The sequence below is a fragment of the Pedobacter punctiformis genome (assembly GCF_027213715.1).
In the GTDB taxonomy this organism is placed as follows: Bacteria; Bacteroidota; Bacteroidia; order Sphingobacteriales; family Sphingobacteriaceae; genus Pedobacter; species Pedobacter punctiformis.
In genome coordinates, this window is the sequence record NZ_JAPWGM010000002.1 from 371,887 (window position 1) to 394,749 (window position 22,863).

Consider the following 22,863-nt stretch of genomic DNA (forward strand, 5'->3'; position numbering starts at 1 on the left):
CCTGTATGTGCTGTTGCATACAGTAATTTAAAAATCTTCCCTTTTGTATGCTGTCAAACTGGAAGGCCCTCAAAACTGAGGGTACGCATGAAAGGATTGTGTCAGGTTCAAAGAAATTCTTTGTCTGCATTATCTAACAACATTTAGTCATTCAGTTACAAAATTTAACCTTAATTATCATGTCTGCTACATATAAATTTGAAACCTTACAATTACACGCTGGTCAGGAAATAGACCCTACAACAGGATCTAGAGCTGTTCCAATTTACCAAACAACTTCTTACGGCTTTAAAAATGCCGAGCATGGCGCCAACTTATTTGCCTTAAAAGAATTTGGTAATATTTATACCCGGTTAATGAATCCAACAACCGATGTTTTTGAAAAGAGAATTGCCGCTTTAGAAGGTGGAGTTGCAGCCTTGGCTGTAGCATCAGGTCAGGCGGCACAATTTATTGCTTTACACAATATTTTAGAAGCAGGCGATCATTTGGTTTCATCGTCACATGTTTATGGTGGTACCTACAATCAATTTAAAGTTGCATTTAAGCGTTTAGGCATTCAGGTCGATTTTGCAAATCCGGATCAGCCTGAAGACTTTGAAGCAAAAATAACCGATAAAACAAAAGCCATTTACCTGGAAACCATTGGAAATCCTGCATTCAGTATTCCTGATTTTGAAAAGATAGCTGTAATTGCAAAGAAATACGATATTCCCCTGATTGTTGACAATACATTTGGTGCGGGTGGTTATTTATTTAAGCCACTGGAACATGGGGCCAACATTGTGGTAGAATCGGCTACAAAATGGATTGGCGGACATGGAACCAGCATTGGCGGTGTTATTGTTGATGGTGGAAATTACAATTGGGGTAATGGAAAATTCCCTCAGTTTACCGAACCTTCTGAAGGTTACCATGGTTTGGTTTTTAATGATGTTTTTGGCATCGGTGGACCTTTTGGTAACATTCAGTTCATTATCCGTGCACGCGTAGAGGGTTTAAGAGATTTAGGTCCTGCTTTATCTCCTTTCAATTCATTTTTATTATTGCAAGGCTTAGAAACCCTGTCGCTTCGTGTACAACGCCATGTTGATAATGCGTTGGAACTGGCTACCTGGCTGGAAAACCATCCGGCGGTAAAAGAAGTGGCCTACCCTGGTTTAGCCAGCAGTAAATACAATGATTTAGCCAAGAAATATTTAAGTAATGGTTTTGGAGCGGTTTTATCTTTTGAGTTGCATGGCAGCAAAGAAAATGCTACGCAACTGATTGATAATTTAAAACTGGTTTCGCACCTGGCAAATGTTGGTGATGCTAAAACGCTGATTATTCAACCTTCAGCAACCACACACCAGCAATTAAGTGATGCCGAACAACTGGCTGCAGGTGTAAAACCAAATGCCCTTCGGGTATCTGTTGGTATTGAGCATATAGATGATATAAAAGCGGATTTTGAGCAGGCATTTGCTACGGTAAATGCAGCTGTAAAAGTTGACAGCTTAGAGGCCTAAATTAAATATTTCAACAAAACAACAACATTACAATTTAGAAAATGAGTTCAGAATCTATATATAAACATCCCAAACAGTTTAAATTAGAAAACGGAAAAAAAATACGAAACCTGCAAATTGCCTATCAAACTTATGGCAAGTTAAATGCTAATAAAGACAATGTAATTTGGGTTTGCCATGCTTTAACAGCAAATGCCGATGTATTTGAATGGTGGGAAGGCTTATTCGGGCAAAATTCTTTATTTAACCCAGCCGATCATTATATCGTTTGTGCCAATGTTTTAGGGTCGCACTATGGAAGTACAAGCCCATTAAGCACCAATCCGGTAAATGGCTTGCCATATTATCTGTCGTTTCCACAATTTACCATTCGCGATTTAGTCGCTGCGCATCAGTTATTGGCTGCACATTTAGGCATTAACCACATCAGCACTTTAATTGGTGGTTCGTTAGGCGGTCAGCAGGCAGTAGAATGGAGCATTTTGGAAGCCTCAAAAATTGAAAACCTGGTTTTAATTGCAACCAATGCGGTTCATTCTCCATGGGGAATTGCCTTTAATGAAAGTCAGCGTTTGGCCATTACAACTGATCGTACTTTTTATGCAAACCAACCTAATGGTGGTAGCAAAGGTTTAAAAACCGCCCGTAGTATTGCACTTTTAAGCTACCGTACCTATAATGCCTACGGCAATACGCAGGTGGAAAGTGTAAATGATAAAACAGATCAGTACCGTGCTTCTTCTTACCAAAACTACCAGGGCGAAAAATTAATAAACCGCTTTAATGCATATAGTTACTATTATTTAACTAAAGCGATGGATAGCCATAATGTAGGCCGGAACAGAAAAAGTATTACGGATGCTTTGAAACAAATTAAGGCCAACACACTGGTTATTGGAATTGAAAATGACTTCTTATTTCCACTTTCTGAGCAGAAGTATCTGGCAGATCATATTCCTGGTGCAGAATTTTCGGCACTGCATTCTGACTATGGTCATGATGGTTTTTTAATTGAAACGGATGCTTTAACCAAAGTGATCGGCAACTTTATTAAAGAACACAAAAACAAAAAGATTATCAAATTACAGCAAACCGCTTAATGTGGTTTGGCAACGAAACAATTGAATAACAAAAGAACATTTATATCATAATGAGTAAGAATTTAAAAATCGGATTATTTGGTTTTGGGGTTGTAGGACAAGGTTTATTGGATATTATCCAAAGCCAGAGTTTGAACTTAGAAATCATTAAAATCGCCATAAAAGATCCTAAGAAGAAACGTACTTTAAATAAAGATTTATTTACGACAGACCGTGATGAAATTTTAAATAACAAGGAAATCAATACCATCGTAGAATTAATAAATGATGCTGATGCAGCGTATGAAATTGTAACTACAGCGCTTAAAAATGGTAAAAATGTGGTATCGGCCAACAAAAAAATGATCGCTACGCATTTAAAAGAATTGGTAGACCTGCAAAAAGAACATGGCACTTCCCTGCTGTATGAAGGTGCAGTTTGTGGTAGTATTCCAATTATCAGAAATTTAGAAGAATATTATGATAATGAACTTTTCCATGCTTTGAGCGGCATTTTTAATGGTTCTTCGAATTACATTTTATCGAAAATTTTTAATGATAACCAAAGTTATGATTCGGCTTTAAAAGAAGCTCAGGATTTAGGCTTTGCAGAAACTGATCCGATTTTGGATGTGGGCGGTTACGATCCAAAATATAAATTGGCTATTGCCACGGCCCATGCTTATGGTTTGTTTGTTAATCCGGATGCAATTTTAAACATCGGGATTCAAAACCTTTCTGACCATGACATTAAATATGCGAGAGAGAAGAATTTTAAAATCAAGCTGGTTCCAACCGCACGTAAAGTAGATACGAAACAGATTGTTACTTATGTGCTGCCAAAATTGGTGGCTAAAGATGACTTCCTGTATAATGTGGAGAACGAATATAATGCAGTGACCGTTCAGGCGGCTTTTGCAGATAAACAATTTTTCTTTGGCAAAGGTGCTGGTGGTCACCCTACCGGTGCAGCAGTACTATCTGATATTGCGGCTTTACGTTATGATTACCGTTATGAATATAAAAAATATCATCAGGAAAACGGGGTTAAACATACAGATAATATTCTGTTAGAAGTGTATTTGCGTTACGCTGATGAGGATTTAATTAAATTGTTGGAGTTTGATAACATCAGCGAGCGTTATGCCGCCAGCAGCTTTAAATATGTAATTGGTACAGTTAAACTTCAACATTTGATTACCAACCGCGATTTGCTTTTAGATGCCAATGTGTTTATCGCTTACACCGGCAGACAGATTTATAAAGAAGAAAAAATCACCGCTCAGGCTTACGAAGAAGCGGTTTTGTAAGGAACAGCACAAATTAGATGCGTTGCTATAACGCATCCGGTTTTTATAAAAGCTCAAAAGAGTTTTTTAAGGTTAATTTTTTTATTTGTTTTGTTGTTAAGCATAAAGGCCGGAGCGATTCCGGCCTTTTGTGTTTTGTTTTAAGGTCTAACCTTTACGTATTTTTCAATAATTACACGGTTAATACCGGCCTCTTCAACCTTTTCTTCTCCTTTTTGGATCAAAGTATCCTGGCTTAAAGTCAGGTTAAATTTAAAGGTTTTACCTTCCCAGTTTTTATCTTTATAATAATCAAGATGTTCTGTATACTCCTGATCTGCAAGTGTGTAACGACCACCTCCGGCGTCAAAGCCATTTGTATCTTTTGGATTGGTACTGTGCCTTAAAAATGCAAAATGCGTATCGTTAATAATTTTAATCATTCTGGAATCTTTAGAATAATCAGTTGTTTTACTGGTTCCATTTTCGATGGTTGTACCAGAAATCAGTTGCCAGGTACCCTGAATGGGTAGTTTAGCATCATCTGCTTTTTCAGTTTTGCTTTTACATGAAATGAAAAAGGCAAAGACTGAAAGGGTTAAAAGTTTTAGTTTCATATTTAATAGGGATTTTGTTTTAAAAAGAAATAATCAACCTCTCCCTGCCATCTTGATAAGTTTATGTGCCAGATCTTTACCTAAATAACCATCAATAATACCATGTACAACGTATAAAATCGGAGTCATTAAAATGGCGACAATAAATTTGTAAGTATACCCAACCAAACCAATTGCGCCAACCATTTGCCAGCTGTAATGATATTGTGGGTTTAAATAGAAGGCAATAAATATAACTACAAAACTATCAATCAGTTGAGATATTAACGTTGAACCTGTAGCACGCAACCACAAGGCTCTTTCGCCTGTAATTTTTTTGATTTTATGAAATATTAAAACGTCTGCCAGCTGCCCGATCATAAAAGCCGTAATAGAGCCTACAATGATCCACATACCTTGCCCGAAAATACCGGCAAAGGCATTATTCATATTTAAGTTCTGTCCGTTTACCTGTTGATTTATCCAAAAATCAGAAGGCTGCAAATGCATGGCTGCCCAAACTACAAAAAATGCAAAAGCAATAAGTATGGAGGTTAGAATGGATAAAAACCGAACCTGTTTCACGCCAAAATATTCATTAATGATATCGGTCATGATAAATATGATGGGCCAGGTTAATACCCCTGCTGACATGTGAAAAGAAAGATGCGGAACGCCAAGCAAATTAATATCAAAGGGTTTGATACCCAGCGTACCTTCTACACTGAATAACTTTACCCCAATAAATTCTGACAATATTGCGTTTGCAACGAAAAAACTCCCAAGAACGAGTAACAGACGGCTTTCTTTTGTTTTAAAAGTCATAGTGTATAAAACTATAAATAAATTGGCTAAATACCCACACCCGATCCATTTTTTCGCAACGCTATATTTGTCATAAGCTAATTTTACAGTAAAGCGCTTGATTTTTACAAACGACAGACCTTATATATGTGCTTAAGAAATTAAATCTCACAATCTTTGCGACTCAGAAAAATCGGAGATTTCATGGCTAAAAAACAACACTTCTATCTTATTTTAATTTTAGGCTCTTTAGCTGCTCTCGGTCCTTTTTCTATTGATATGTATTTGCCTGGCTTTATTGACATTGCCAAAGATTTACATACTACAGAATCAGCTGTTTCGCTTTCTTTATCTAGTTTTTTTATTGGTATTTCTGCCGGACAGTTACTTTATGGTCCGCTATTGGATAAATACGGGCGTAAAAAACCTTTGTATTTCGGTTTAGTGCTTTACATTATTGCTTCTTTAGGATGTTTAGCGGTAACGGATATTAACCAGTTAATTGTGTTGCGTTTTGTACAAGCCATCGGAAGTTGTGCTACCGCAGTGGCTTCCGTAGCCATGGTCCGCGATTTATTTTCGGTAGAAGAAAGTCCTAAAGTATTTGCTTCGCTAATGCTGGTAATTGCCGTATCGCCAATGCTGGCCCCTACTGCCGGCGGTTATTTAATTGCTGCACTGGGCTGGAAATATGTATTTGTATTTTTAGGTTTTATGGCTTTATTGATGTTGCTGGCCTCTGTTTTCAAACTTCCCGAAAGTTATAAACCGGATCCTGCCTATTCGTTAAAACCAAAACCAATTATAAACAGCTTTTTATCCGTTTTAAGAGAACCCCAGTTTTACACCTACGCCTTAATTAGCTCCATTACATTTTCTGGTTTATTTGCTTATGTTTCTGCTTCGCCAACAGTATTTATGAAAATATACGAAGTAAGTAAAACCGGTTACGGATGGATTTTTGCCTTACTTTCTGTTTCATTTATTGGCTCCAGTCAAATAAACAGCTTGATTTTGAGGTGGTTTAGCAGCAAAAAGATTGTTCAATGGGCTTTATTGGCACAATGTATTTTCAGCTTAATATTTCTAATTTTTGCCTTAAACAATTGGCTTAACTTATACAGTACCATTGGGTTTATTGCGTTGTTTTTAGCCTGCCTGGGTTTAATTAATCCTAATGCTGCTGCCCTGTCGTTGGCACCATTTAGTAAAAATGCAGGAAGTGCTTCTGCTTTAATGGGTGCCTTACAAATGGGTTTAGGTGCTTTGGCTTCGGTTATGGTGAGTTTATTTAGCGAACATTCAGTATTGCCAATGCCTATTGTAATGACAGCTGCTGCATTTGTAGCTATGTTTTGTTTATTATTTAGCAGAAGGTTTATCAAACATGAAGTTGAGGCTTCGGCAGATGCTACCGTTGCTGCCCATTAATTATAATAAATTAGCCACAGAAAACATAGTTTTTTAATTCCGTGATTTCTGTGGCATCCCATTTAAGGGACAAATAACTTATAAATTAAGTAACAGGCTATTGTTCCAACAGCGGCAATAATAAAGCCGCTTAATCTTTTCTTTTTAATAAAGCAGATCAGGATAATACCGGATATGGATACCAAAGTCATTAGTACAGCCGAAATATCAATAATCCATGACCACGCTTTGCCAGAATCCCGGCCTTTATGCAAATCGTTAATAACGGCTACAGCACCTAAACGGGTTACAGATAATTCATATTTTCCACTTTCGCGGTCCACAAAAGCATCTGCAACATAACCCGGGCCGTTAAAAGTTAAACTGCATTCGCCATCATCAATTCTAAAATCACTTAACGCTCCTTTAACCTGGTGTTTATTTCTAAAGTATTCAACAAGTTGAAGTTTATTAATTTTGGTAGTATCAGGCTGATTGACCCATTTAAGGCTTACCGCTCCCGAATCTTTGGTAACCACCTCTTTTCCGGAAGTAAACCAATCTGCATGATTTAATGTTAAACCCGATACGGCAAAAAACAATAATATAGTGAAACTAACCATAGATAAGTAAATGTGCAACCAGCGGGACAAACCCGCCAGTCGTTTTTTACCTTTTTGTTTTCCAGTTTCTTTTTTAGTCTGTTTTCTGCCTAAACCTGCCGGAGCAGCAATTACATTACTTTTTGGTTGTTGCGATTTTTCTGTAGTCAAGTGATGCTGATGCTAATTCTGTATTCGGGGTTAATTCTATTTTCTTTGCAGAACCAGTAAATTTCATGGTTTGAGAAATCATCTGATAAGTTCCATGCTCACGGGCAACTTCAATATAAACAGTGTATGTACCCGCTTTTACTAAATTTCCGCTGTCATCTTTACCATCCCAGGCCAGGCTGTATTTTCCAGGACCACGGGTTGCACTGCTTGTAGAGCTTAATTTACCTTCAGCTCCTTTTTTAAACTCGTCGCCATTAACACGGGTCCATGATTTTAAATCTGGTAACCAGCGTGGTTTATTATACCAAATGGCCAAATTACGAACCGGTGTTTTGGCTTCATTTTCTACCCAAACGGCAACAAAAGGGCGACGAACACGTTTTCCGTCTTTAGATTCAATATTTGCAATTTCAAGGTTAACAATCAATTCATATTTGCTATTCCAAAGCTTATCTGCCTTACTGGCTATAGCGTTTGTAATAACGGGTTTATCAACAGCTACTTCGTATTTAGACCAGCCTTTGCTTTTAATTTCTTTACCTTCTTTAGTTACCAGTAAATATTCAACATCATTTCTGGTTTCGGTCAATTTTTGAATTTCGGCAACGGATAATACGTTAAACGAAGTTGCTAAAGCACCTGCTTCGCTTGCATTTGGTGCAATTACCGTTGCACTGATAATATCGCTAACCGGATTACCTGTACGCGGATCAACGATGTGCGAATACCATTTTCCATTTACGTTAAAACCTCTGCGATAATTTCCACTGGTTGCAACAGCCATATTTGAAACTTTAATGGTGGTTAAAGCGGCATCATTTTCAGCATCTGCTTTAGGGTTGGCAATTTCAATATTTTCGGTATCCGAACCTTTAATAACCATATCACCACCAATGTTAACCACTACATTTTCAATACCAGCTGTTTTTATAGCTTTTTCAGCTGCTTTATTAATGATGTAACTTTTAGCAAAAGAGTTTAAAGCCAAAGGCGCATCATCCAAACGGGTTACGGTTAAGTTTTTTTCGTCCAAGGTATAGTGTTTTTGTTTTACTGTGTTTACAGCACTTTGCAAAGCCAATGCAGAAGGCAAATGATTCTCTGCTGCTGCTTTTTTCCAAACCTGGCCAACAACTTCTGCAGATGCATCTAAAGCACCATTAGTTAAACCTTTGTATGTTTCAAATTGCTGTAAAACTTCAAATAACTCAGGGGATATTTTAGTGGTTTTACGGCCATTTTTAATCCATTGATTAAATTCACTGGTTGGTTTATAGGCACTCAATATCTGATCTAAACGATCAATTTCATTTAAGGCATTGGTTTCTGCCACATCGGCATCGGCCTGGTTAACGGTTTTAAACTTCAGTTCTAATGAAGTACCCAAAACATTTTCATAATTGGAAACAAATGTCCGCAAAGCCTTTTTAGGACTCACAAATGCTGAAGCTGTAATCATCAGCAAGCCAATAACAGCTAGGTGTTTAAATTTCATAAATTTCAATTGATTATTTTGCAAAGAAAAAGCTTTATTTGGATTAATTATAGATAACGATCAAATATATTTGAAATAATACAATTTTAACATTTATAAGCCGTTTTTTTAACAATTAGCATATTCATATAAACAACACGATCAGGCTGCATTTTACCTTTGTTTTTAAAATCCGAAGCCTAAAGCAAGCACATTAAACCTTTTACCTTAATATTCTTTTTCCTATTTTCGCTAACGAACATATGAATATACAATCTAAACTTCCGGGTGTAAACACGACCATTTTTACGGTAATGTCTAAACTCGCTACAGAATATAATGCCATAAACCTTTCACAAGGATTTCCAGATTACGCATGCGACCCTAAACTTACTGAACTGGTAACCAAAGCCATGAAAGATGGTTTTAATCAATACGCTCCCATGCCAGGTTTACCTGCACTACGGGAGACTATAGCTCAAAAAGTAGAAAATTTATACCAGACAAAATACAATCCGGATACCGAAATTACGGTTACAGCAGGTGGAACCCAGGCTATTTTTACTGCTTTGGCAGCCATTATAAATCCGGGCGATGAAGTGATTATTTTTGAACCGGCTTATGATTGTTACGCACCAACCGTAAAGCTTTTTGGTGGTTTGGTTAAAAGTTATGCCCTTGCCCCACCAAATTATAGTATTGACTGGGAAATGGTAAAAAAACTGTTTACTGTAAATACGCGGATGATTATTTTAAATTCGCCACACAACCCTACCGGAAGTATTTTATCCAAAGATGATATTGAAGCCCTTATAAAGTTAACCCATAACACGGATATCCTCATTTTAAGCGATGAAGTTTACGAACACTTAATTTACGATGAACAAAAGCATCAAAGTGTAATGCTTTATCCTGAATTAAAAGAAAGAAGTTTTGTGGTTGCCTCATTTGGCAAACTTTTACATACCACCGGGTGGAAACTTGGTTATTGCCTCGCCCCTGCCAAACTAACTGCTGAATTTAGGAAAGTACACCAATTTAATGTTTTCAGCGTTAATAGTCCAATGCAGCATGCAATAGCTAATTATATTAACCAACCAGACAATTATACCGGTATTGCACAATTTTTTCAGCAAAAGAGGGATTATTTCCGATCACTTTTGGCTGAGAGCCGCTTTAAACTCTTACCTTGTAATGGGTCTTACTTTCAATGTGCCAGTTACAGCAATATCAGTGATGAAAAGGATACTGACTTTAGTATCAGATTAATTAAAGAATTTGGTGTTGCCACCATCCCAGTTTCGGCATTTTACCAAAGGGCTACGGATCATAAAATTATCCGCTTCTGCTTTGCCAAAGAAAATTTAACCCTTTCTATGGCTGCAGAAAAATTAAAAAATGTTTAAATCTCCCAAACCAATAAACATATGGAATCACCAATTTACACCCAAATAGAAAATCTGAAAGTTACTGTCTTTCAGGCTTATCTCTTTTGGGAAAATACAGACAAAAACCTTCAAAACCTTAGCCTCAGATTATCCATGGGCGTTAGGGAAAAAACCGATTTAATTATCCTCCCCGAAATGTTCAATACAGGCTTCAGTATGCAATCAGAATTGCTGGCTGAAGAAATGGGAGGCAAAACCATGCAATGGATGCAGCAAATGGCCACCAAATACGAATGTGTGGTAACCGGAAGCTTAATTATCAAAGAAAATGGAAAATATTATAACCGGATGATCTGGATGCTGGCCAATGGCGAACATCAGCATTATGATAAAAGACATTTATTTAGCATGGGTGATGAAGATAAACATTACACCGCAGGAAATGATAAGTTAATTGTAGAGCTTAAGGGCTGGAAAATAAGATTAGCCGTATGTTACGATTTGCGTTTTCCGGTTTGGTTAAGAAATAAAGATGCCGAATACGATATTTTATTATTAGTAGCCAGCTGGCCTGATAAACGTTCTTCACATTGGAAAGCATTGATTCCGGCCAGAGCGATAGAAAATCAAAGTTATGTAATTGGTGTAAATCGTGTAGGACATGATGGCAACCAGGTTTACCACGGCGGGCATTCAATGTGTATTGATCCTTATGGCAATACGGTTTATTACAAACCAGAGGATGAAGACATGTACACCATTACCATTACGTACGAAGAGATTGTTAAAATAAGAAGGCAATTTCCTTTTTTAAAGGATGCCGATGATTTTCAAATAAACTAATTGCAATAAACCTTAACAAACCGATCAATTTAAATGTTTAACCGTCGTAAATTTATTAAAGCTTCTGCCCTATCGGCCGGATTACTGGCCCTTGATAAAACCAGTATGGCTGATGTAGTTCCAGCAAAAAAAGCAAATGCTAAAAACCTGCCCATTGTAATTTCAACCTGGGATTTTGGTATTGCAGCCAATGCAGATGCCTGGAAAGTTTTATCAGCCGGTGGACGTGCCCTGGATGCCGTTGAACAAGGTGTTTGGGTACCCGAAGCTGACGAAAAAAATCAGTCTGTGGGTTATGGAGGCTTACCAGACCGCGACGGACATGTAACCCTGGATGCCTGCATTATGGATGAGTTAGGAAATTGCGGTGCTGTTTTAGCACTCGAACACATTAAACACCCAATATCAGTTGCACGTAAAGTGATGGAGAAAACGCCTCACGTGATGCTTGCAGGTGATGGTGCCCTACAATTTGCCCTCGAACAAGGATTTAAGAAAGAAAATCTTTTAACACCTGCCAGCGAGAAAGCCTGGAAAGAATGGTTAAAAACGGCTAAATATGCACCGGTAATGAATATCGAGAATAAGCTTTATGAAAAAGCTGCCCCTCAAAAATTACCGGGCAATCAATACAACCACGATACCATTGGTATGTTAGCCATTGATGCCAAAGGTAATATTTCTGGTGCCTGTACCACAAGTGGAATGGCTTATAAATTACATGGCCGTATCGGCGATAGCCCTATTATTGGTGCTGGTTTATATGTAGATAACGAAGTGGGTGGTGCCACATCAACAGGTGTTGGTGAAGAAGTGGTTAGAAACGTAGGTTCATTTTTAGTGGTGGAATTAATGCGTCAGGGTTATGCGCCTGAGGCTGCTTGTAAAGAAGCTGTTTTACGTATTATTAAAAAGAAACCAGAAACTGCAAAAAACATTCAGGTTGGATTTTTAGCCATTAACAAAAAAGGCGAATATGGAGCTTACGCCATTCAACAAGGTTTTAGTTACGCGGTATGCAATGCAGAAAAGCAAGATTTGCTAATTAAAGGCAAAAGTTATTATTAATTGAGTTTTCCCCCGATAAACCTATAACAGCAACATGGGCCTATTATCCAAATTTTTCGGAAAGAAAAATGTAGAAGAACGTAAAGACGAACCCGAAATGGTTTATATCCCCAATGAGGATGAACGCATGAACTGGGCCATTGAAAAAGCCAATTTAACCCTTTGGTATTTTGAAGAAAGCCTTAAAAATCCCCAACCCCACCAGGTTTATTTTTCGGTTAAAGTAAAAATAGTAGATCAGGATAACAGTGAACACATTTGGCTTACTGATCCTCATTTTGATGATGAGGGCAATTTATTTGGCACAGTTGGAAATGAGCCTGTAAACGTAACAACTGTAAAGTTTGAACAAAAGATAGGCATTGACCGCAACCTGATTTCAGACTGGATGACGATAGAAAACGGCCGCCTAATTGGTGGCTACACCATCAGAGCCATAAGAGAAGGTATCCCTGAACAGGAGCGCCAGGCTTTTGATAAGAGCATTAATTTATACATTGATGAAGGTGTAGATCATTTTAAAGCCAATCTGGATAGCCCTGAAGGTGCAATTTTAGCCTTGGAAAAGGCATACAACGAAAAAGATATTGATGCTGCCCTGGCCTGCAAAGATTTTCATGAAGAAGCCAAAGCCATGCTTTCCCGCTTAAATATGGATACTGATGAAGAAATTATCGCAAGTACTGCCGAAGTTTTAAATCTTTCTTTTATTAATAATCTGGAAGAAAACGGTTTCCCTGATTTTTCTAACCTTCAAAATGCCTTTACCGAAAGGGAGAAAACGGATGAAAACCACTGGATTATTACAGAGGTATGCTGGTTTCCGGATGGGGGCAAATCTGTTCAAAAATTAAACACATTCAAATCAGCTACCGGATGGAAAGTTTTAGCTCCGGTTTCTGAAGATTAAATTAACCTACTCTATAAAATATGAGCCATACAAATTCAAAATCTCCTGCTGAAGATTTGAATGTTTTAGAAATCTGTGCCAACTCTTATGCTTCTGCTCTTGCCGCTCAAAATGGTGGTGCAAAGCGGGTAGAATTATGTGATAATTTGGCTGAAGGTGGAACAACGCCCAGCTATGCCCAAATTGCCCTGTCCAAACAAAATTTAAGTATAGAAATCTGGCCAATTATCCGGCCAAGAGGCGGCGATTTCCTTTATTCTGACTTAGAGTTTGAGTTAATGAAAGAAGATGTAAAAATCTGTAAATCATTAAATTGTGACGGCATTGTTACCGGTATCCTCAATGAAAATGGTAGCATAGATAAAAAAAGAACCCTTGAAATCATTGAGCTTGCCAAACCTATGCCAGTTGCTTTCCACAGGGCTTTTGACATGAGTAATGATCAAGAAAAAGCATTGGAAGATTTAGTAGAAATGGGTATTGTACGGGTACTTTCTTCCGGTGGTTCTTCTTCTGCAATTCAGGGCATTGATACTTTAACTAAACTTGTTAACCAGGCTAATGGAAGAATTGCCATTATGCCCGGAGCAGGAATTAATGAAAATAATATTATTGAATTAATGTCTAAAACAGGTGCTAAAGATTTTCATGCTTCTGCCAAACAATTTGTAGCCAGTAAAATGGAATACCGCAATACAGAAACCAAAATGGGCAGCATTGATGATGAGTATCAATATGAATTAACCTCGGTAGAAAAAGTAAAAAAACTGGTAAGCCTTTTAGAAAAATAAAAATGAGGGGAGAATTTCTGAAACCTTATCGTTTCCTGACGCTAATCGCCATTCTACTTTTAATCTCCTCATTCTTACTCACGAAGAAAACAATTGATATTAATTTAATTCGACACCTATTACATTATAAATTACAGTCAGCTTGCAAGATTACTTTCTATCATATTATTTGTAATCAGCATTTTTTATAAATTTTATAAAGTAAAAGCTTAAAAAAATGAACTGGTTGCTCCTATCAGAAATTGTCTATGCAATTATAGTCATACTCGTTTGTTTAAGGGTTGTTATTGATACGCGAAGCAATACCAAAACGCTTGCCTACCTCCTGCTGACTATTTTTATTCCGGTGCTGGGTATAATTATTTATTTCTCTGTTGGGATTAATTACCGCAAAAGAAAGATGTTTTCTAAAAAGCTATTGCAAAATGAAGATTTAGCAAAGCAGATTGAAATAGAAGTTAACCAATATTCTCAAAACACATTTAATAACAGCCCTGAGCATGTTCAGGTTTATGAAAGGTTATCCCATCTTTTACTTAAAGACACCCGGAGTCCTTTAACCGGGCACAATGCCGTTAAATTGTTATTTAATGGTGAAAACAAATTTCCGGAGGTTTTACAGGCATTACGGAAGGCCGAACATCACATTCACATTGAATATTACATTTTTGAAGATGATGAGGTTGGACGGTCTATTGAAAAAGTACTCATCGAAAAAGCTAAGGAAGGTATAGAAATCAGGTTTATTTATGATGATTTTGGAAGCCGGTCCATTCGAAAAAAAATGGTAGACAGGCTAAGGAATGCCGGAATTGAAGCCTTTGCATTTTCGAAAATTACTTTCATTGCTTTAGCTAACCAGCTTAATTACCGAAATCACCGCAAAATTATTATTATAGATGGTGTTGTAGGCTTTGTAGGTGGTATTAATGTAAGCGACAGGTATGTAAATCATGCAGAAAGTAAAGCACTTTTTTGGAGAGACACACATCTTCGGTTAGAAGGTCCGGGTATTTATTATCTTCAATACTTGTTTTTATGCGACTGGAATTTTTGTGCAGAGGAGAAATTACAGCCTAATAATTTATTTTTCCCAAGACATCATGCTGATTCTAAAAACACTAAAGTTGTTCAAATAGCGGCAAGCGGACCGGATTCAAACTTCCCGTCCATCTTGTTTTCTTTACTTGAAGTGATTAGCAATGCAAAAAAGGAAATTCTGATTACAACGCCTTATTTTATACCTGGCGAAAGTATTATTGATGCCTTAACGGTTGCAGCATTGAGTGGTGTATCCATCAAATTGCTCGTTCCGGATATATCTGATTCTAAACTGGTAAATGCAGCTGCAAAATCATATTACGACGAGTTGTTAAAGGTTGATGTAGAAATATATCTTTATCAAAAAGGTTTTGTACATGCCAAAACGATGGTTGCTGATAAAGAAATTGCAATAGTAGGCAGTGCCAATATGGATTACAGAAGCTTTGATCTTAATTTTGAAGTGAATGCCATTATTTATGATGAAGAAATCGCTGGTCAGTTAAGCAATGCTTTTTATGATGATATTCTGAATGCTAAAAAAATTGACCGCCAGGCATGGGAAAATCGCCCCGCCATCAGGCAATTACTGGAAAAATCGGCTAGACTTATTTCTCCTTTACTATAAAACAGTTTTTATAGAGATCAACTTCTTGCAATTTCACGCAAAATCAAAATATTTCTATTCTTTTTTTGAGATTGACACTTTCAATTCTATATTTATAGCAATTTAAAAACGCTCACATGATTGAAACCCAAACCAATACTTTCTGCAGTTGCTGCTATAGCAAATATACTCTCGATGATATTTTTTGTAAAAATTGCGGATATCCTTTGCAGGGAACTAAACATCAGCAAGATTCTTTCATTTCAGACAGACAAATCAGAGAAATTGAATTAGAAGAATCAAATAAGAAAATTAAATCTGCGACTAATTCTCTTTATTGGATAGCTGGGGTACTCGCTTTTTGGGGAATAATATTTTTCGCAATGAATCAAGACAGTGGAAATGATGGATTTGTAATATTTATTACAAATATAATCCTCTCTATTTCCTTTTTGGCACTTGGAGCATGGAGTAAAACTAAACCTGCACCAGCATTAATCTCTGGATTATCATTATTTGTTATTATTCAAATTTTAAATGCTGTAGTTTCTCCTATATCAATACTTTCAGGTATTATTTTTAAGGTTATAATTATTGGATACCTGATAAAGGGAATCAAGGGAGTACTTGAAGCAGATAAGTTAAAGAAAGAATTAAATGTAGATTAACTTGGAGGATACTGAAAACCTAACCAAAGTTTGTCATAACTGTCAATCAGAAATCCTGACCAGCAACCATTATTGTAATTATTGCGGACAAACTCAAAATGCTGAAGAAATTGAGACCGCTGGTTTTAAGTGGTCAAACCTTCAACAATTAGCTCTATTTTTCGTTGTTCAGGTTTTACTTTGCATAACACCTGCTATTATAAAAGAAAACAGCATTTTCTTTAATTTAAGTTTAGATGTTGTAATGGCCATTACAACCTTAATATTTTTTGGTTACAGCTGGGCAGAAAATAAATATTTATTAAAATGGCCTGCCTTTTCTCTGAAAAAGTTACTTCTTTTTATTGTAATTGCTTCTCTGGCCTCTGTAATTGTTCAGTACCTGGTTACCCATTTAAATTTAATTTTGTGGAATAAAACACAAAGCTACTACGATACTTTCAGTGGGCATCCTTACGGTAAATACCTGATGATTTTATCCATCGCAATATTTCCTGCTTTATTTGAAGAACTGGCCTACCGGGGATATTTAATGCAAAAACTGATCAATATTTTTGACGAAAAGCAAGCTATTTACATTAGTTCCTTTATCTTTTTTATTATGCATTTTAGCCTGATTTCTTTTTTCTGGCTATTGCCTTTTGCAATAACATTAGGTTTTATCAGGATCCGTGAAAAAACGATATGGTACGGTGTAATCATTCATTTTATTTTTAACCTTACGGCGTGCTTATATGAATTGGTTGATTATGATGAGTTGCAACACCTTTTAAATAGTCTTCAATAAACCTTTTTGTTCCTTATTGAGGAAAAGAATCTTTAAACCGACCATAAACCCAGGTTCCGGCTACTGCGCTTAACAAGGTAACAATTACAACAGTTGCTCCTGTTCCAATTTGTGCAAACAATGGACCGGGGCAGGCACCGGTAATGGCCCAGCCCATTCCAAAAATTAAGCCACCATAAATTTGCCCTTTATTAAATTTCTTTGGCGTAATCACGACTTCCTCTCCTGTTATAGTTTTAATTTTAAATCGTTTAATAATCAAAATGGAAATCATTGCCACTAAAATAGCACTTCCAATTATACCATACATATGAAATGATTGTAACCTGAACATTTCCTGAATGCGAAACCAACTGATAATTTCAGCTTTTACAAACACGATTCCGAAAACCATACCTACAATCATATATTTTAAGTTTGAGATCAGTTTCATTATAGTTTCAAAATATAAGGTAAAATCAGGTTTGCGGTAAAAAAACCGCCAACCATAAAACAAATTGTAGCAATTAAAGATGGCCATTGCAGACTGGAAATCCCCATGATGGCATGCCCGCTGGTACACCCGCCTGCGTAACGCGTACCAAAGCCAACCATAAAACCACCAAAAACAATTAAAATAAAGCCTTTTAAAGAAAGTAAATTGGTCCAGTTAATCATTTCTGATGGAACAAGCTTAGAGAAATCATGAATCCCATACCCGGATAATTCATTTACTAATTTTGAATTGAGCTTCAGTTCATCCGGATTGGAGAGCCATAACGAAGTTAAATAAGCCCCCAATAAAATGCCCAGCACGAAGAATAAATTCCAGCTTTCTTTCTTCCAGTCGTATTGAAAAAACGGAATTTTAGCAGGAATGCAGGCTGCACAAATGTGCCTTAAATTGGCAGAGATACCAAATGGTTTATTACCCAGGAGCAATAGCCCAGGAACAATAAGGCCAATTAGAGGCCCTGCAACATACCACGGCCAGGGTTGTTTTATCCAATCCAGAAAATTCATTGGATAAATGTCGGTATAAAATCTCTAATTACTAATCTCCACTGCCTGGAACATAATGTAAACCAGGGGTTAAATAGTGTAATAAAACAACTCTCGAATAGCGGTAATTAATTGGAGAACATAACAAAACACCAAAAAGAATTAAACCAACGTAATACCATAAGTTCTCGTAAATTAATGGTAAACCTAAAATATATGAAGCTACACCTATGGTTATAATTTCAGCTACGTTCATTGCATAACTCACAAACATGGCTACATAGAAAAAGCCCGGCTCACGTTCAAATTTTAAATTACAATGTGGACAATTGACATTGGTTTTTTGCAATTTAAAAGCATAAGCACTTCCGGTAAAAATATCGCCTTTTCTACAACGTGGACACTTACACTGAATAAACGCCTGAAATTTAGATAACTCTTCCATAATTCATTTTATTTAATGTTACAAATTTAGGCCTAATTGAATGTCTAAAACATGACCTATATCATATTCTTAAAACAAGACAATCCGCTTACATTCGATAATTGAAAGCTATAAATCCGGTATAACATTCATTTATCATTCTGAACACACTGAAGAATCCAAAACAACTGGCATCAGCTTATAAGAGAAATTTTAAAGTATAGCTGGTGTGAGATTCTTCGTTTCTCAGGATGACAAAAGCTTTTACCCCTTAAATCTTATCGATATATTTTATAAAAAACGATCCATTTCTATAGAATCATTTTTTATGATTTTACCTTTTTTAAGCTGTATAATTTGCTTTGCAGCCAATAACTTTACTTCTCTGATCACTGTTTCTACACGAAGCCCGGTCATATCTGCCAGTTCCTGACGGGTTACGTTTAAAGGCTGTCCGGCCGGAACATCAGCAATTAAATAGTTAATAATGGTTAATAAGCGGTGTTCTGCCTTTTCATTTGCAAGTTCTTCCAGCATCATCGATTTATAAAAGAGGCGGTTACTCAGTACCTTTATTAAATCCATACTAAAATCCGGATCGTTTTTAAGCAGGTCGAAAAACGCATCTTTGTTTACCGCAATCAGCTGGCTATCTTTATTGGTAACGGTGTACGCGAGATAAGGCCGGTTAATCAATAAAGCTGGTTCGCCAAAATATTGACCGGATTTAAAAATACCCTGTATAAATTCTTTTCCCTCATCGCTTACGGTAACCATTCTAATCTCGCCCGATTTGATAAAGTAAACAAACCTGGGTTGCATACCAGGTTCGTAAATTATGGTATCCTTTAAATATTCTTTAACCTGAAAACCTTGATCTATTAATTTTTTAATGTACATTTTAGTCTGCAGTTTTCAGTAATCGGCCTGGTTAAAACAATGAAAGAAATTTTAACTAGTTATTTAAAGTTTCTTTCATTAAGCGGCTATAAAAATCTTTAAGGGTTAAACCCATCGCAGCCACTTGCTGTGGAATAAAACTGGTAGCCGTTTGCCCCGGAATGGTATTAATTTCTATAAAGTAAAAATCACCCTCATCTCCCGTTAAAATAAAATCAATGCGCACCACGCCTCTGCAATTTAACCTTTTATATACTTCAGCAGCAATTTGTGCTACCCTGTCTTTGGTTTCTTCCCGTATAAGTGCGGGTGTGGTTTCAGTGGCTACACCTGGGGTATATTTTGCTTCGAAATCGAAAAATTCTTTTGCTGTTTCAACTTCGGTTGGAGGTAAAACAACAATTTCTCCATCTAGCTTAGCTACACCAACGGTAAACTCACGTCCTTCTATAAACTCTTCAATTAAAATTTGAGTATCCTCATTAAAAGCTTTGTCCAGTGCTGTTTCCAAATCGTCAGCATGTGTAACTTTACTCATTCCAATACTACTGCCCCCGTTATTAGGTTTTACAAAATAAGGAAGTTTTAAATCAGCCTTAATCTGATCAAGACTATAATTTCCATCTTTAAAAATCTGAACTGACTTAGCTGTATTTAAATTTTCAATTCCAGTTACAATGGCTTTTGTATAACCTTTGTTCATCGTAATAGATGAAGTTAAGGCATCGCAGGTAGTATAAGGAATATTCAGCATATCGAAATAGCCCTGTAATTTACCATCCTCACCCGGAGAGCCATGAATGGCAATAAAAACACCGTCAAATTTAATTTTACGACCATCAAGCGTTAAAGAGAAATCGTTTTTATCTATATCAATTTTAACCGAATCGGCAGGCTCATAAAACCAGCCTTTATCGTTCAGCATTATTTTGTATACCTCGTATAAATCAGTGTCAATATTTTGCGCAATCGTGGCCGCACTCTTTACCGATATTACCCATTCTCCAGTTGTACCGCCAGTTAACAATGCAATAGTTTTCTTCATGTGGAAAATCCTTAATTATAAATAGAATTGAATATAAATATATCCTCAAAAATATAAATATCTTTGCGCAATAATTAATTTTGAATGATAGAATTAATAAATGTTGAAATTATACGTTCATGGAGATAATGAATACGCTAACCTAAAAATCATTCATTCAATTATTAAAATAACTACATTTGAGTTTGTATGCTTAACCCCAGAATTTAAGATTCATGTCTAAATTTATTGATTATTTAAAAACCAAATCTTTCAGAAACAACATATTAGCCGCTGTTTTTACTGTATTTGCATTGTTGCTGATTGCCTTTTTTAGCTTAAGATATTACACCAAACACGGTGAAGGTTTAAATGTACCTTTGGTTAAGGGGCTTTCTTTTGAGCAGGCTGTTGCTAAACTTAAAGATGCGGGCCTAAAATATGAAGTGGATTCTGTTTATATTATGGATCAGCCACCCGGTTTGGTTATTGATCAGGATCCTGATGCAAATACCTTTGTTAAGGATAACAGAACTGTTTATCTGACTATAAATACAGCTAAAACGCCGAATACCAAATTTCCGGATATCGGTTTTAAAACTTTAAGAGAGGCGGTAGCCATTATTGAAAGTGCGAGATTAAAACTTGGAGATACTACCTATAAACCTGATGTGAGTAAAGACGTGGTTTTACAGGCTTCATTTGGTGGACAACCAATTCAGGCAGGTCAATCTTTACCTGTAGGTTCCCGTATTGATCTTGTTTTAGGCGATGGCCGTGGCAGTGAAGAAGTTGATATCCCTCAACTAGTAGGTTTAACCGTTGATGAGGCTAAATTTAGCTTAAAAGGCTCGATGCTTTCTTTAGGCAATATTATTTATGAAGGCGAAATTACAGATAGTGCCAATGCTGTAATTACCAAGCAAGACCCAATGCCGGCAGATTCTTTAACCAAAGTTTCCATCGGCACCAGAATTAACATTACTTTATCTAACAAACAACAATAATTACGCATTCGCATTCCAATGACTGAAATAGAAAATAAGAAACCTGGAGCAGGTAAAAAAGTAGCAATCATTATTGCTATTGTAGCCATTTTAATTGCAGGATATTTTGCCCTGAATTTTTATAAGCTTTACTTTTCTCCTAACGTAACCGAAAATCAAAAATACCTTTACATCAAAACAGGAAGTGATTACAACAATTTGCTTGATGTTTTAGACAAAAAAAATATTCTTAAAAACCTACCCTCTTTTAAAGAAGCCGCGGGTAAAATGAATTTAGCCTCCAATTTAAAACCTGGTCGTTACCGCTTAAAAAATGGTATGACAAACCGTAGCCTGATTAATTTGATAAAGGCAGGAAACCAGGATCCGGTTAAACTTAAATTTCAAAACATCCGTAAGAAAGAGAATTTTGCCGCTTATTTAGCCAATAATTTAGAGCCTGATTCTTTAAGTTTCATTAGTGTTTTAGATTCTACAGCATTGATTAGTAAATATGGTTTTAACCAGGATAATATTTACGCAATGTTTGTACCGAACACGTATGAAATGTACTGGAATGTTTCTCCAACAGATTTTTTTGAACGTATGCATAAAGAATATGAGAAATTCTGGACTGCAGAACGCAAACAAAAGGCAGCAAGTCTTAACTTAACCCCAATACAAGTTCATATTTTAGCTTCTATAGTAGATGCAGAGGCACTTTACGATAAAGAAATGCCAATTATTGCTGGTTTATATTTGAACCGCTTAAACAAAGGAATTTTATTACAGGCAGATCCTACCGTGATTTTTGCCAATAACGATTTTACCGTTAAAAGGGTTACCGGAAAATTATTACAGGTACAATCACTATACAACACTTATAAATATGCAGGCTTACCTCCGGGACCAATCATGATGCCAAGCATTAACGCGATTGATGCTGTTTTAAACCGCGACAACAATAAATATATTTACATGTGTGCTAAAGATGATTTTTCGGGTTACCACAACTTTGCTGAAACTAAGGAACAACACGAAATTAACGCAAAAAAATACCGCGACGCTTTAAATAAAAGAAACATCTTTAAATAATGTTTGTACACGAAACTAAAGTTAAAGTGCGCTATGCTGAAACCGACCAAATGGGTGTGGTTCATCATGCAAACTATGCACTTTACTATGAACTTGCCAGAACGGAATGTTTTGAGGCCTGCTCCGGTATAACATACGCTTCAATGGAAGCCGACGGAGTAATGTTACCCATTTTAGAATTACAATCGAAATATTTAAAACCTGCATTGTACAATCAGGTTTTAACCGTAAAATCTATTGTTAAGGAATTACCAACCGTACGTTTAAAAGTTGATTATGAGATCTATAATGAAGAGAATCAACTGATAAACATTGGCCATACTACATTGGTTTTTGTAGACAGAGAAACGAGAAAACCCTGCCACCCACCAAAAAATTTTATGGATGGGGTAAATCAGTACTTTATATAAT

The 22,863-nt window shown here is 36.4% G+C and carries 24 protein-coding genes; 15 read left to right on the forward strand and 9 right to left on the reverse strand.

Translation table 11 applies throughout. The annotated features are described in order from the left end of the window. Positions 1 to 179 precede the first annotated feature (179 nt). Genes O0955_RS07470 through O0955_RS07480 form a run of 3 tightly spaced genes read left to right on the forward strand, consistent with a single transcriptional unit; the run spans position 180 to position 3,900 of the window. On the forward strand, positions 180 to 1,511 hold the full coding sequence (locus O0955_RS07470; protein ID WP_269426920.1) for an O-acetylhomoserine aminocarboxypropyltransferase/cysteine synthase family protein: 1,332 nt from the start codon (positions 180 to 182) through the stop codon (positions 1,509 to 1,511). Positions 1,512 to 1,552: 41 nt separating this feature from the next. Then, positions 1,553 to 2,611, forward strand: a complete 1,059-nt coding sequence (locus tag O0955_RS07475; protein ID WP_269426921.1) for a homoserine O-acetyltransferase family protein — start codon at positions 1,553 to 1,555, stop codon at positions 2,609 to 2,611. A 50-nt stretch (positions 2,612 to 2,661) separates the two neighbouring features. Beyond that, positions 2,662 to 3,900: a homoserine dehydrogenase gene (locus O0955_RS07480; RefSeq protein ID WP_269426922.1), complete on the forward strand. Its 1,239-nt coding sequence runs from the start codon at positions 2,662 to 2,664 to the stop codon at positions 3,898 to 3,900. A 140-nt stretch (positions 3,901 to 4,040) separates the two neighbouring features. Here the strand turns inward: O0955_RS07480 and O0955_RS07485 are convergent, their stop codons facing one another. Beyond that, positions 4,041 to 4,496 (reverse strand): DUF4488 domain-containing protein, encoded by a 456-nt coding sequence (locus O0955_RS07485; RefSeq protein WP_269426923.1) that lies wholly within the window; start codon positions 4,494 to 4,496, stop codon positions 4,041 to 4,043. Between the two features lie 33 nt (positions 4,497 to 4,529). Further along, on the reverse strand, positions 4,530 to 5,300 hold the full coding sequence (locus tag O0955_RS07490; protein WP_269426924.1) for a queuosine precursor transporter: 771 nt from the start codon (positions 5,298 to 5,300) through the stop codon (positions 4,530 to 4,532). Positions 5,301 to 5,483: 183 nt separating this feature from the next. Here O0955_RS07490 and O0955_RS07495 point away from each other — a divergent pair, with 183 nt between their 5' ends. After that, positions 5,484 to 6,710, forward strand: a complete 1,227-nt coding sequence (locus tag O0955_RS07495) for a multidrug effflux MFS transporter (RefSeq protein ID WP_269426925.1) — start codon at positions 5,484 to 5,486, stop codon at positions 6,708 to 6,710. 62 nt (positions 6,711 to 6,772) lie between these two features. On the opposite strand, the gene O0955_RS07500 is transcribed toward O0955_RS07495, so the two are convergent. Beyond that, a complete protein-coding gene (locus O0955_RS07500) occupies positions 6,773 to 7,462 on the reverse strand; it encodes a PepSY-associated TM helix domain-containing protein (protein WP_269426926.1) in 690 nt (229 codons plus the stop codon). After that, the gene (locus O0955_RS07505; RefSeq protein WP_269426927.1) at positions 7,428 to 8,960 is read right to left on the reverse strand and encodes a DUF2271 domain-containing protein; all 1,533 of its coding nucleotides are present in this window, start codon (positions 8,958 to 8,960) and stop codon (positions 7,428 to 7,430) included. The genes O0955_RS07500 and O0955_RS07505 overlap by 35 nt, the downstream gene beginning before the upstream one ends. Before the next feature lie 242 nt (positions 8,961 to 9,202). On the opposite strand from O0955_RS07505, the gene O0955_RS07510 reads away from it, so the two are divergent. The 8 genes from O0955_RS07510 (at position 9,203) to O0955_RS07545 (ending at position 17,042) form a co-directional block, all read left to right on the forward strand. Continuing rightward, a complete protein-coding gene (locus tag O0955_RS07510) occupies positions 9,203 to 10,345 on the forward strand; it encodes a methionine aminotransferase (protein WP_269426928.1) in 1,143 nt (380 codons plus the stop codon). Between the two features lie 21 nt (positions 10,346 to 10,366). Next, positions 10,367 to 11,170, forward strand: a complete 804-nt coding sequence (locus tag O0955_RS07515; protein WP_269426929.1) for a nitrilase family protein — start codon at positions 10,367 to 10,369, stop codon at positions 11,168 to 11,170. A gap of 33 nt (positions 11,171 to 11,203) precedes the next feature. Beyond that, positions 11,204 to 12,238: a glycosylasparaginase gene (locus O0955_RS07520; protein ID WP_269426930.1), complete on the forward strand. Its 1,035-nt coding sequence runs from the start codon at positions 11,204 to 11,206 to the stop codon at positions 12,236 to 12,238. A 34-nt stretch (positions 12,239 to 12,272) separates the two neighbouring features. Then, positions 12,273 to 13,148 (forward strand): DUF2314 domain-containing protein, encoded by an 876-nt coding sequence (locus O0955_RS07525; protein WP_269426931.1) that lies wholly within the window; start codon positions 12,273 to 12,275, stop codon positions 13,146 to 13,148. A 20-nt stretch (positions 13,149 to 13,168) separates the two neighbouring features. Next, on the forward strand, positions 13,169 to 13,939 hold the full coding sequence (locus O0955_RS07530; RefSeq protein ID WP_269426932.1) for a copper homeostasis protein CutC: 771 nt from the start codon (positions 13,169 to 13,171) through the stop codon (positions 13,937 to 13,939). 217 nt (positions 13,940 to 14,156) lie between these two features. Beyond that, entirely contained in the window at positions 14,157 to 15,608 is a 1,452-nt protein-coding gene (gene cls, locus O0955_RS07535; RefSeq protein ID WP_269426933.1) for a cardiolipin synthase, read from the forward strand. A gap of 116 nt (positions 15,609 to 15,724) precedes the next feature. Next, positions 15,725 to 16,255, forward strand: coding sequence for an RING finger protein (locus tag O0955_RS07540; protein WP_269426934.1), 531 nt, complete (start codon positions 15,725 to 15,727; stop codon positions 16,253 to 16,255). A 1-nt stretch (position 16,256) separates the two neighbouring features. Then, complete coding sequence (locus O0955_RS07545) at positions 16,257 to 17,042, forward strand: CPBP family intramembrane glutamic endopeptidase (protein WP_269426935.1); 786 nt, start codon at positions 16,257 to 16,259, stop codon at positions 17,040 to 17,042. Between the two features lie 13 nt (positions 17,043 to 17,055). On the opposite strand, the gene O0955_RS07550 is transcribed toward O0955_RS07545, so the two are convergent. From O0955_RS07550 to O0955_RS07570, 5 genes are all read right to left on the reverse strand, one after another. Beyond that, positions 17,056 to 17,475 (reverse strand): DUF6691 family protein, encoded by a 420-nt coding sequence (locus O0955_RS07550; protein WP_269426936.1) that lies wholly within the window; start codon positions 17,473 to 17,475, stop codon positions 17,056 to 17,058. After that, positions 17,475 to 18,044, reverse strand: a complete 570-nt coding sequence (locus O0955_RS07555; RefSeq protein ID WP_269426937.1) for a YeeE/YedE family protein — start codon at positions 18,042 to 18,044, stop codon at positions 17,475 to 17,477. Before O0955_RS07555 ends, O0955_RS07550 begins: the two co-directional genes overlap by 1 nt. Positions 18,045 to 18,075: 31 nt before the next feature. Beyond that, positions 18,076 to 18,468, reverse strand: coding sequence for a DUF983 domain-containing protein (locus O0955_RS07560; RefSeq protein ID WP_269426938.1), 393 nt, complete (start codon positions 18,466 to 18,468; stop codon positions 18,076 to 18,078). Between the two features lie 270 nt (positions 18,469 to 18,738). Continuing rightward, the gene (locus tag O0955_RS07565) at positions 18,739 to 19,347 is read right to left on the reverse strand and encodes a Crp/Fnr family transcriptional regulator (protein ID WP_269426939.1); all 609 of its coding nucleotides are present in this window, start codon (positions 19,345 to 19,347) and stop codon (positions 18,739 to 18,741) included. A 55-nt stretch (positions 19,348 to 19,402) separates the two neighbouring features. Next, positions 19,403 to 20,392, reverse strand: coding sequence for a D-alanine--D-alanine ligase (locus O0955_RS07570; protein ID WP_269426940.1), 990 nt, complete (start codon positions 20,390 to 20,392; stop codon positions 19,403 to 19,405). 215 nt (positions 20,393 to 20,607) lie between these two features. Between O0955_RS07570 and O0955_RS07575 the strand changes: the two genes are divergently transcribed. From O0955_RS07575 to O0955_RS07585, 3 genes are read left to right on the forward strand one after another with little or no spacing between them, the layout of a single operon-like run. Beyond that, the gene (locus tag O0955_RS07575) at positions 20,608 to 21,378 is read left to right on the forward strand and encodes a PASTA domain-containing protein (RefSeq protein WP_269426941.1); all 771 of its coding nucleotides are present in this window, start codon (positions 20,608 to 20,610) and stop codon (positions 21,376 to 21,378) included. 18 nt (positions 21,379 to 21,396) lie between these two features. Continuing rightward, on the forward strand, positions 21,397 to 22,452 hold the full coding sequence (mltG, locus tag O0955_RS07580) for an endolytic transglycosylase MltG (protein ID WP_269426942.1): 1,056 nt from the start codon (positions 21,397 to 21,399) through the stop codon (positions 22,450 to 22,452). Further along, positions 22,452 to 22,862: an acyl-CoA thioesterase gene (locus O0955_RS07585; RefSeq protein WP_269426943.1), complete on the forward strand. Its 411-nt coding sequence runs from the start codon at positions 22,452 to 22,454 to the stop codon at positions 22,860 to 22,862. The genes mltG and O0955_RS07585 overlap by 1 nt, the downstream gene beginning before the upstream one ends. Position 22,863: the final 1 nt, after the last annotated feature.

Coding starts and splice junctions, on each gene's coding strand:
- O0955_RS07470 (WP_269426920.1), top strand. CDS start 180: ATGTCTGCTACATATAAATTTGAAACCTTACAATTACACGCTGGTCAG.
- O0955_RS07475 (WP_269426921.1), top strand. CDS start 1,553: ATGAGTTCAGAATCTATATATAAACATCCCAAACAGTTTAAATTAGAA.
- O0955_RS07480 (WP_269426922.1), top strand. CDS start 2,662: ATGAGTAAGAATTTAAAAATCGGATTATTTGGTTTTGGGGTTGTAGGA.
- O0955_RS07485 (WP_269426923.1), bottom strand. CDS start 4,496: ATGAAACTAAAACTTTTAACCCTTTCAGTCTTTGCCTTTTTCATTTCA.
- O0955_RS07490 (WP_269426924.1), bottom strand. CDS start 5,300: ATGACTTTTAAAACAAAAGAAAGCCGTCTGTTACTCGTTCTTGGGAGT.
- O0955_RS07495 (WP_269426925.1), top strand. CDS start 5,484: ATGGCTAAAAAACAACACTTCTATCTTATTTTAATTTTAGGCTCTTTA.
- O0955_RS07505 (WP_269426927.1), bottom strand. CDS start 8,960: ATGAAATTTAAACACCTAGCTGTTATTGGCTTGCTGATGATTACAGCT.
- O0955_RS07510 (WP_269426928.1), top strand. CDS start 9,203: ATGAATATACAATCTAAACTTCCGGGTGTAAACACGACCATTTTTACG.
- O0955_RS07515 (WP_269426929.1), top strand. CDS start 10,367: ATGGAATCACCAATTTACACCCAAATAGAAAATCTGAAAGTTACTGTC.
- O0955_RS07520 (WP_269426930.1), top strand. CDS start 11,204: ATGTTTAACCGTCGTAAATTTATTAAAGCTTCTGCCCTATCGGCCGGA.
- O0955_RS07525 (WP_269426931.1), top strand. CDS start 12,273: ATGGGCCTATTATCCAAATTTTTCGGAAAGAAAAATGTAGAAGAACGT.
- O0955_RS07530 (WP_269426932.1), top strand. CDS start 13,169: ATGAGCCATACAAATTCAAAATCTCCTGCTGAAGATTTGAATGTTTTA.
- cls (WP_269426933.1), top strand. CDS start 14,157: ATGAACTGGTTGCTCCTATCAGAAATTGTCTATGCAATTATAGTCATA.
- O0955_RS07540 (WP_269426934.1), top strand. CDS start 15,725: ATGATTGAAACCCAAACCAATACTTTCTGCAGTTGCTGCTATAGCAAA.
- O0955_RS07550 (WP_269426936.1), bottom strand. CDS start 17,475: ATGAAACTGATCTCAAACTTAAAATATATGATTGTAGGTATGGTTTTC.
- O0955_RS07555 (WP_269426937.1), bottom strand. CDS start 18,044: ATGAATTTTCTGGATTGGATAAAACAACCCTGGCCGTGGTATGTTGCA.
- O0955_RS07560 (WP_269426938.1), bottom strand. CDS start 18,468: ATGGAAGAGTTATCTAAATTTCAGGCGTTTATTCAGTGTAAGTGTCCA.
- O0955_RS07565 (WP_269426939.1), bottom strand. CDS start 19,347: ATGTACATTAAAAAATTAATAGATCAAGGTTTTCAGGTTAAAGAATAT.
- O0955_RS07570 (WP_269426940.1), bottom strand. CDS start 20,392: ATGAAGAAAACTATTGCATTGTTAACTGGCGGTACAACTGGAGAATGG.
- O0955_RS07575 (WP_269426941.1), top strand. CDS start 20,608: ATGTCTAAATTTATTGATTATTTAAAAACCAAATCTTTCAGAAACAAC.
- mltG (WP_269426942.1), top strand. CDS start 21,397: ATGACTGAAATAGAAAATAAGAAACCTGGAGCAGGTAAAAAAGTAGCA.
- O0955_RS07585 (WP_269426943.1), top strand. CDS start 22,452: ATGTTTGTACACGAAACTAAAGTTAAAGTGCGCTATGCTGAAACCGAC.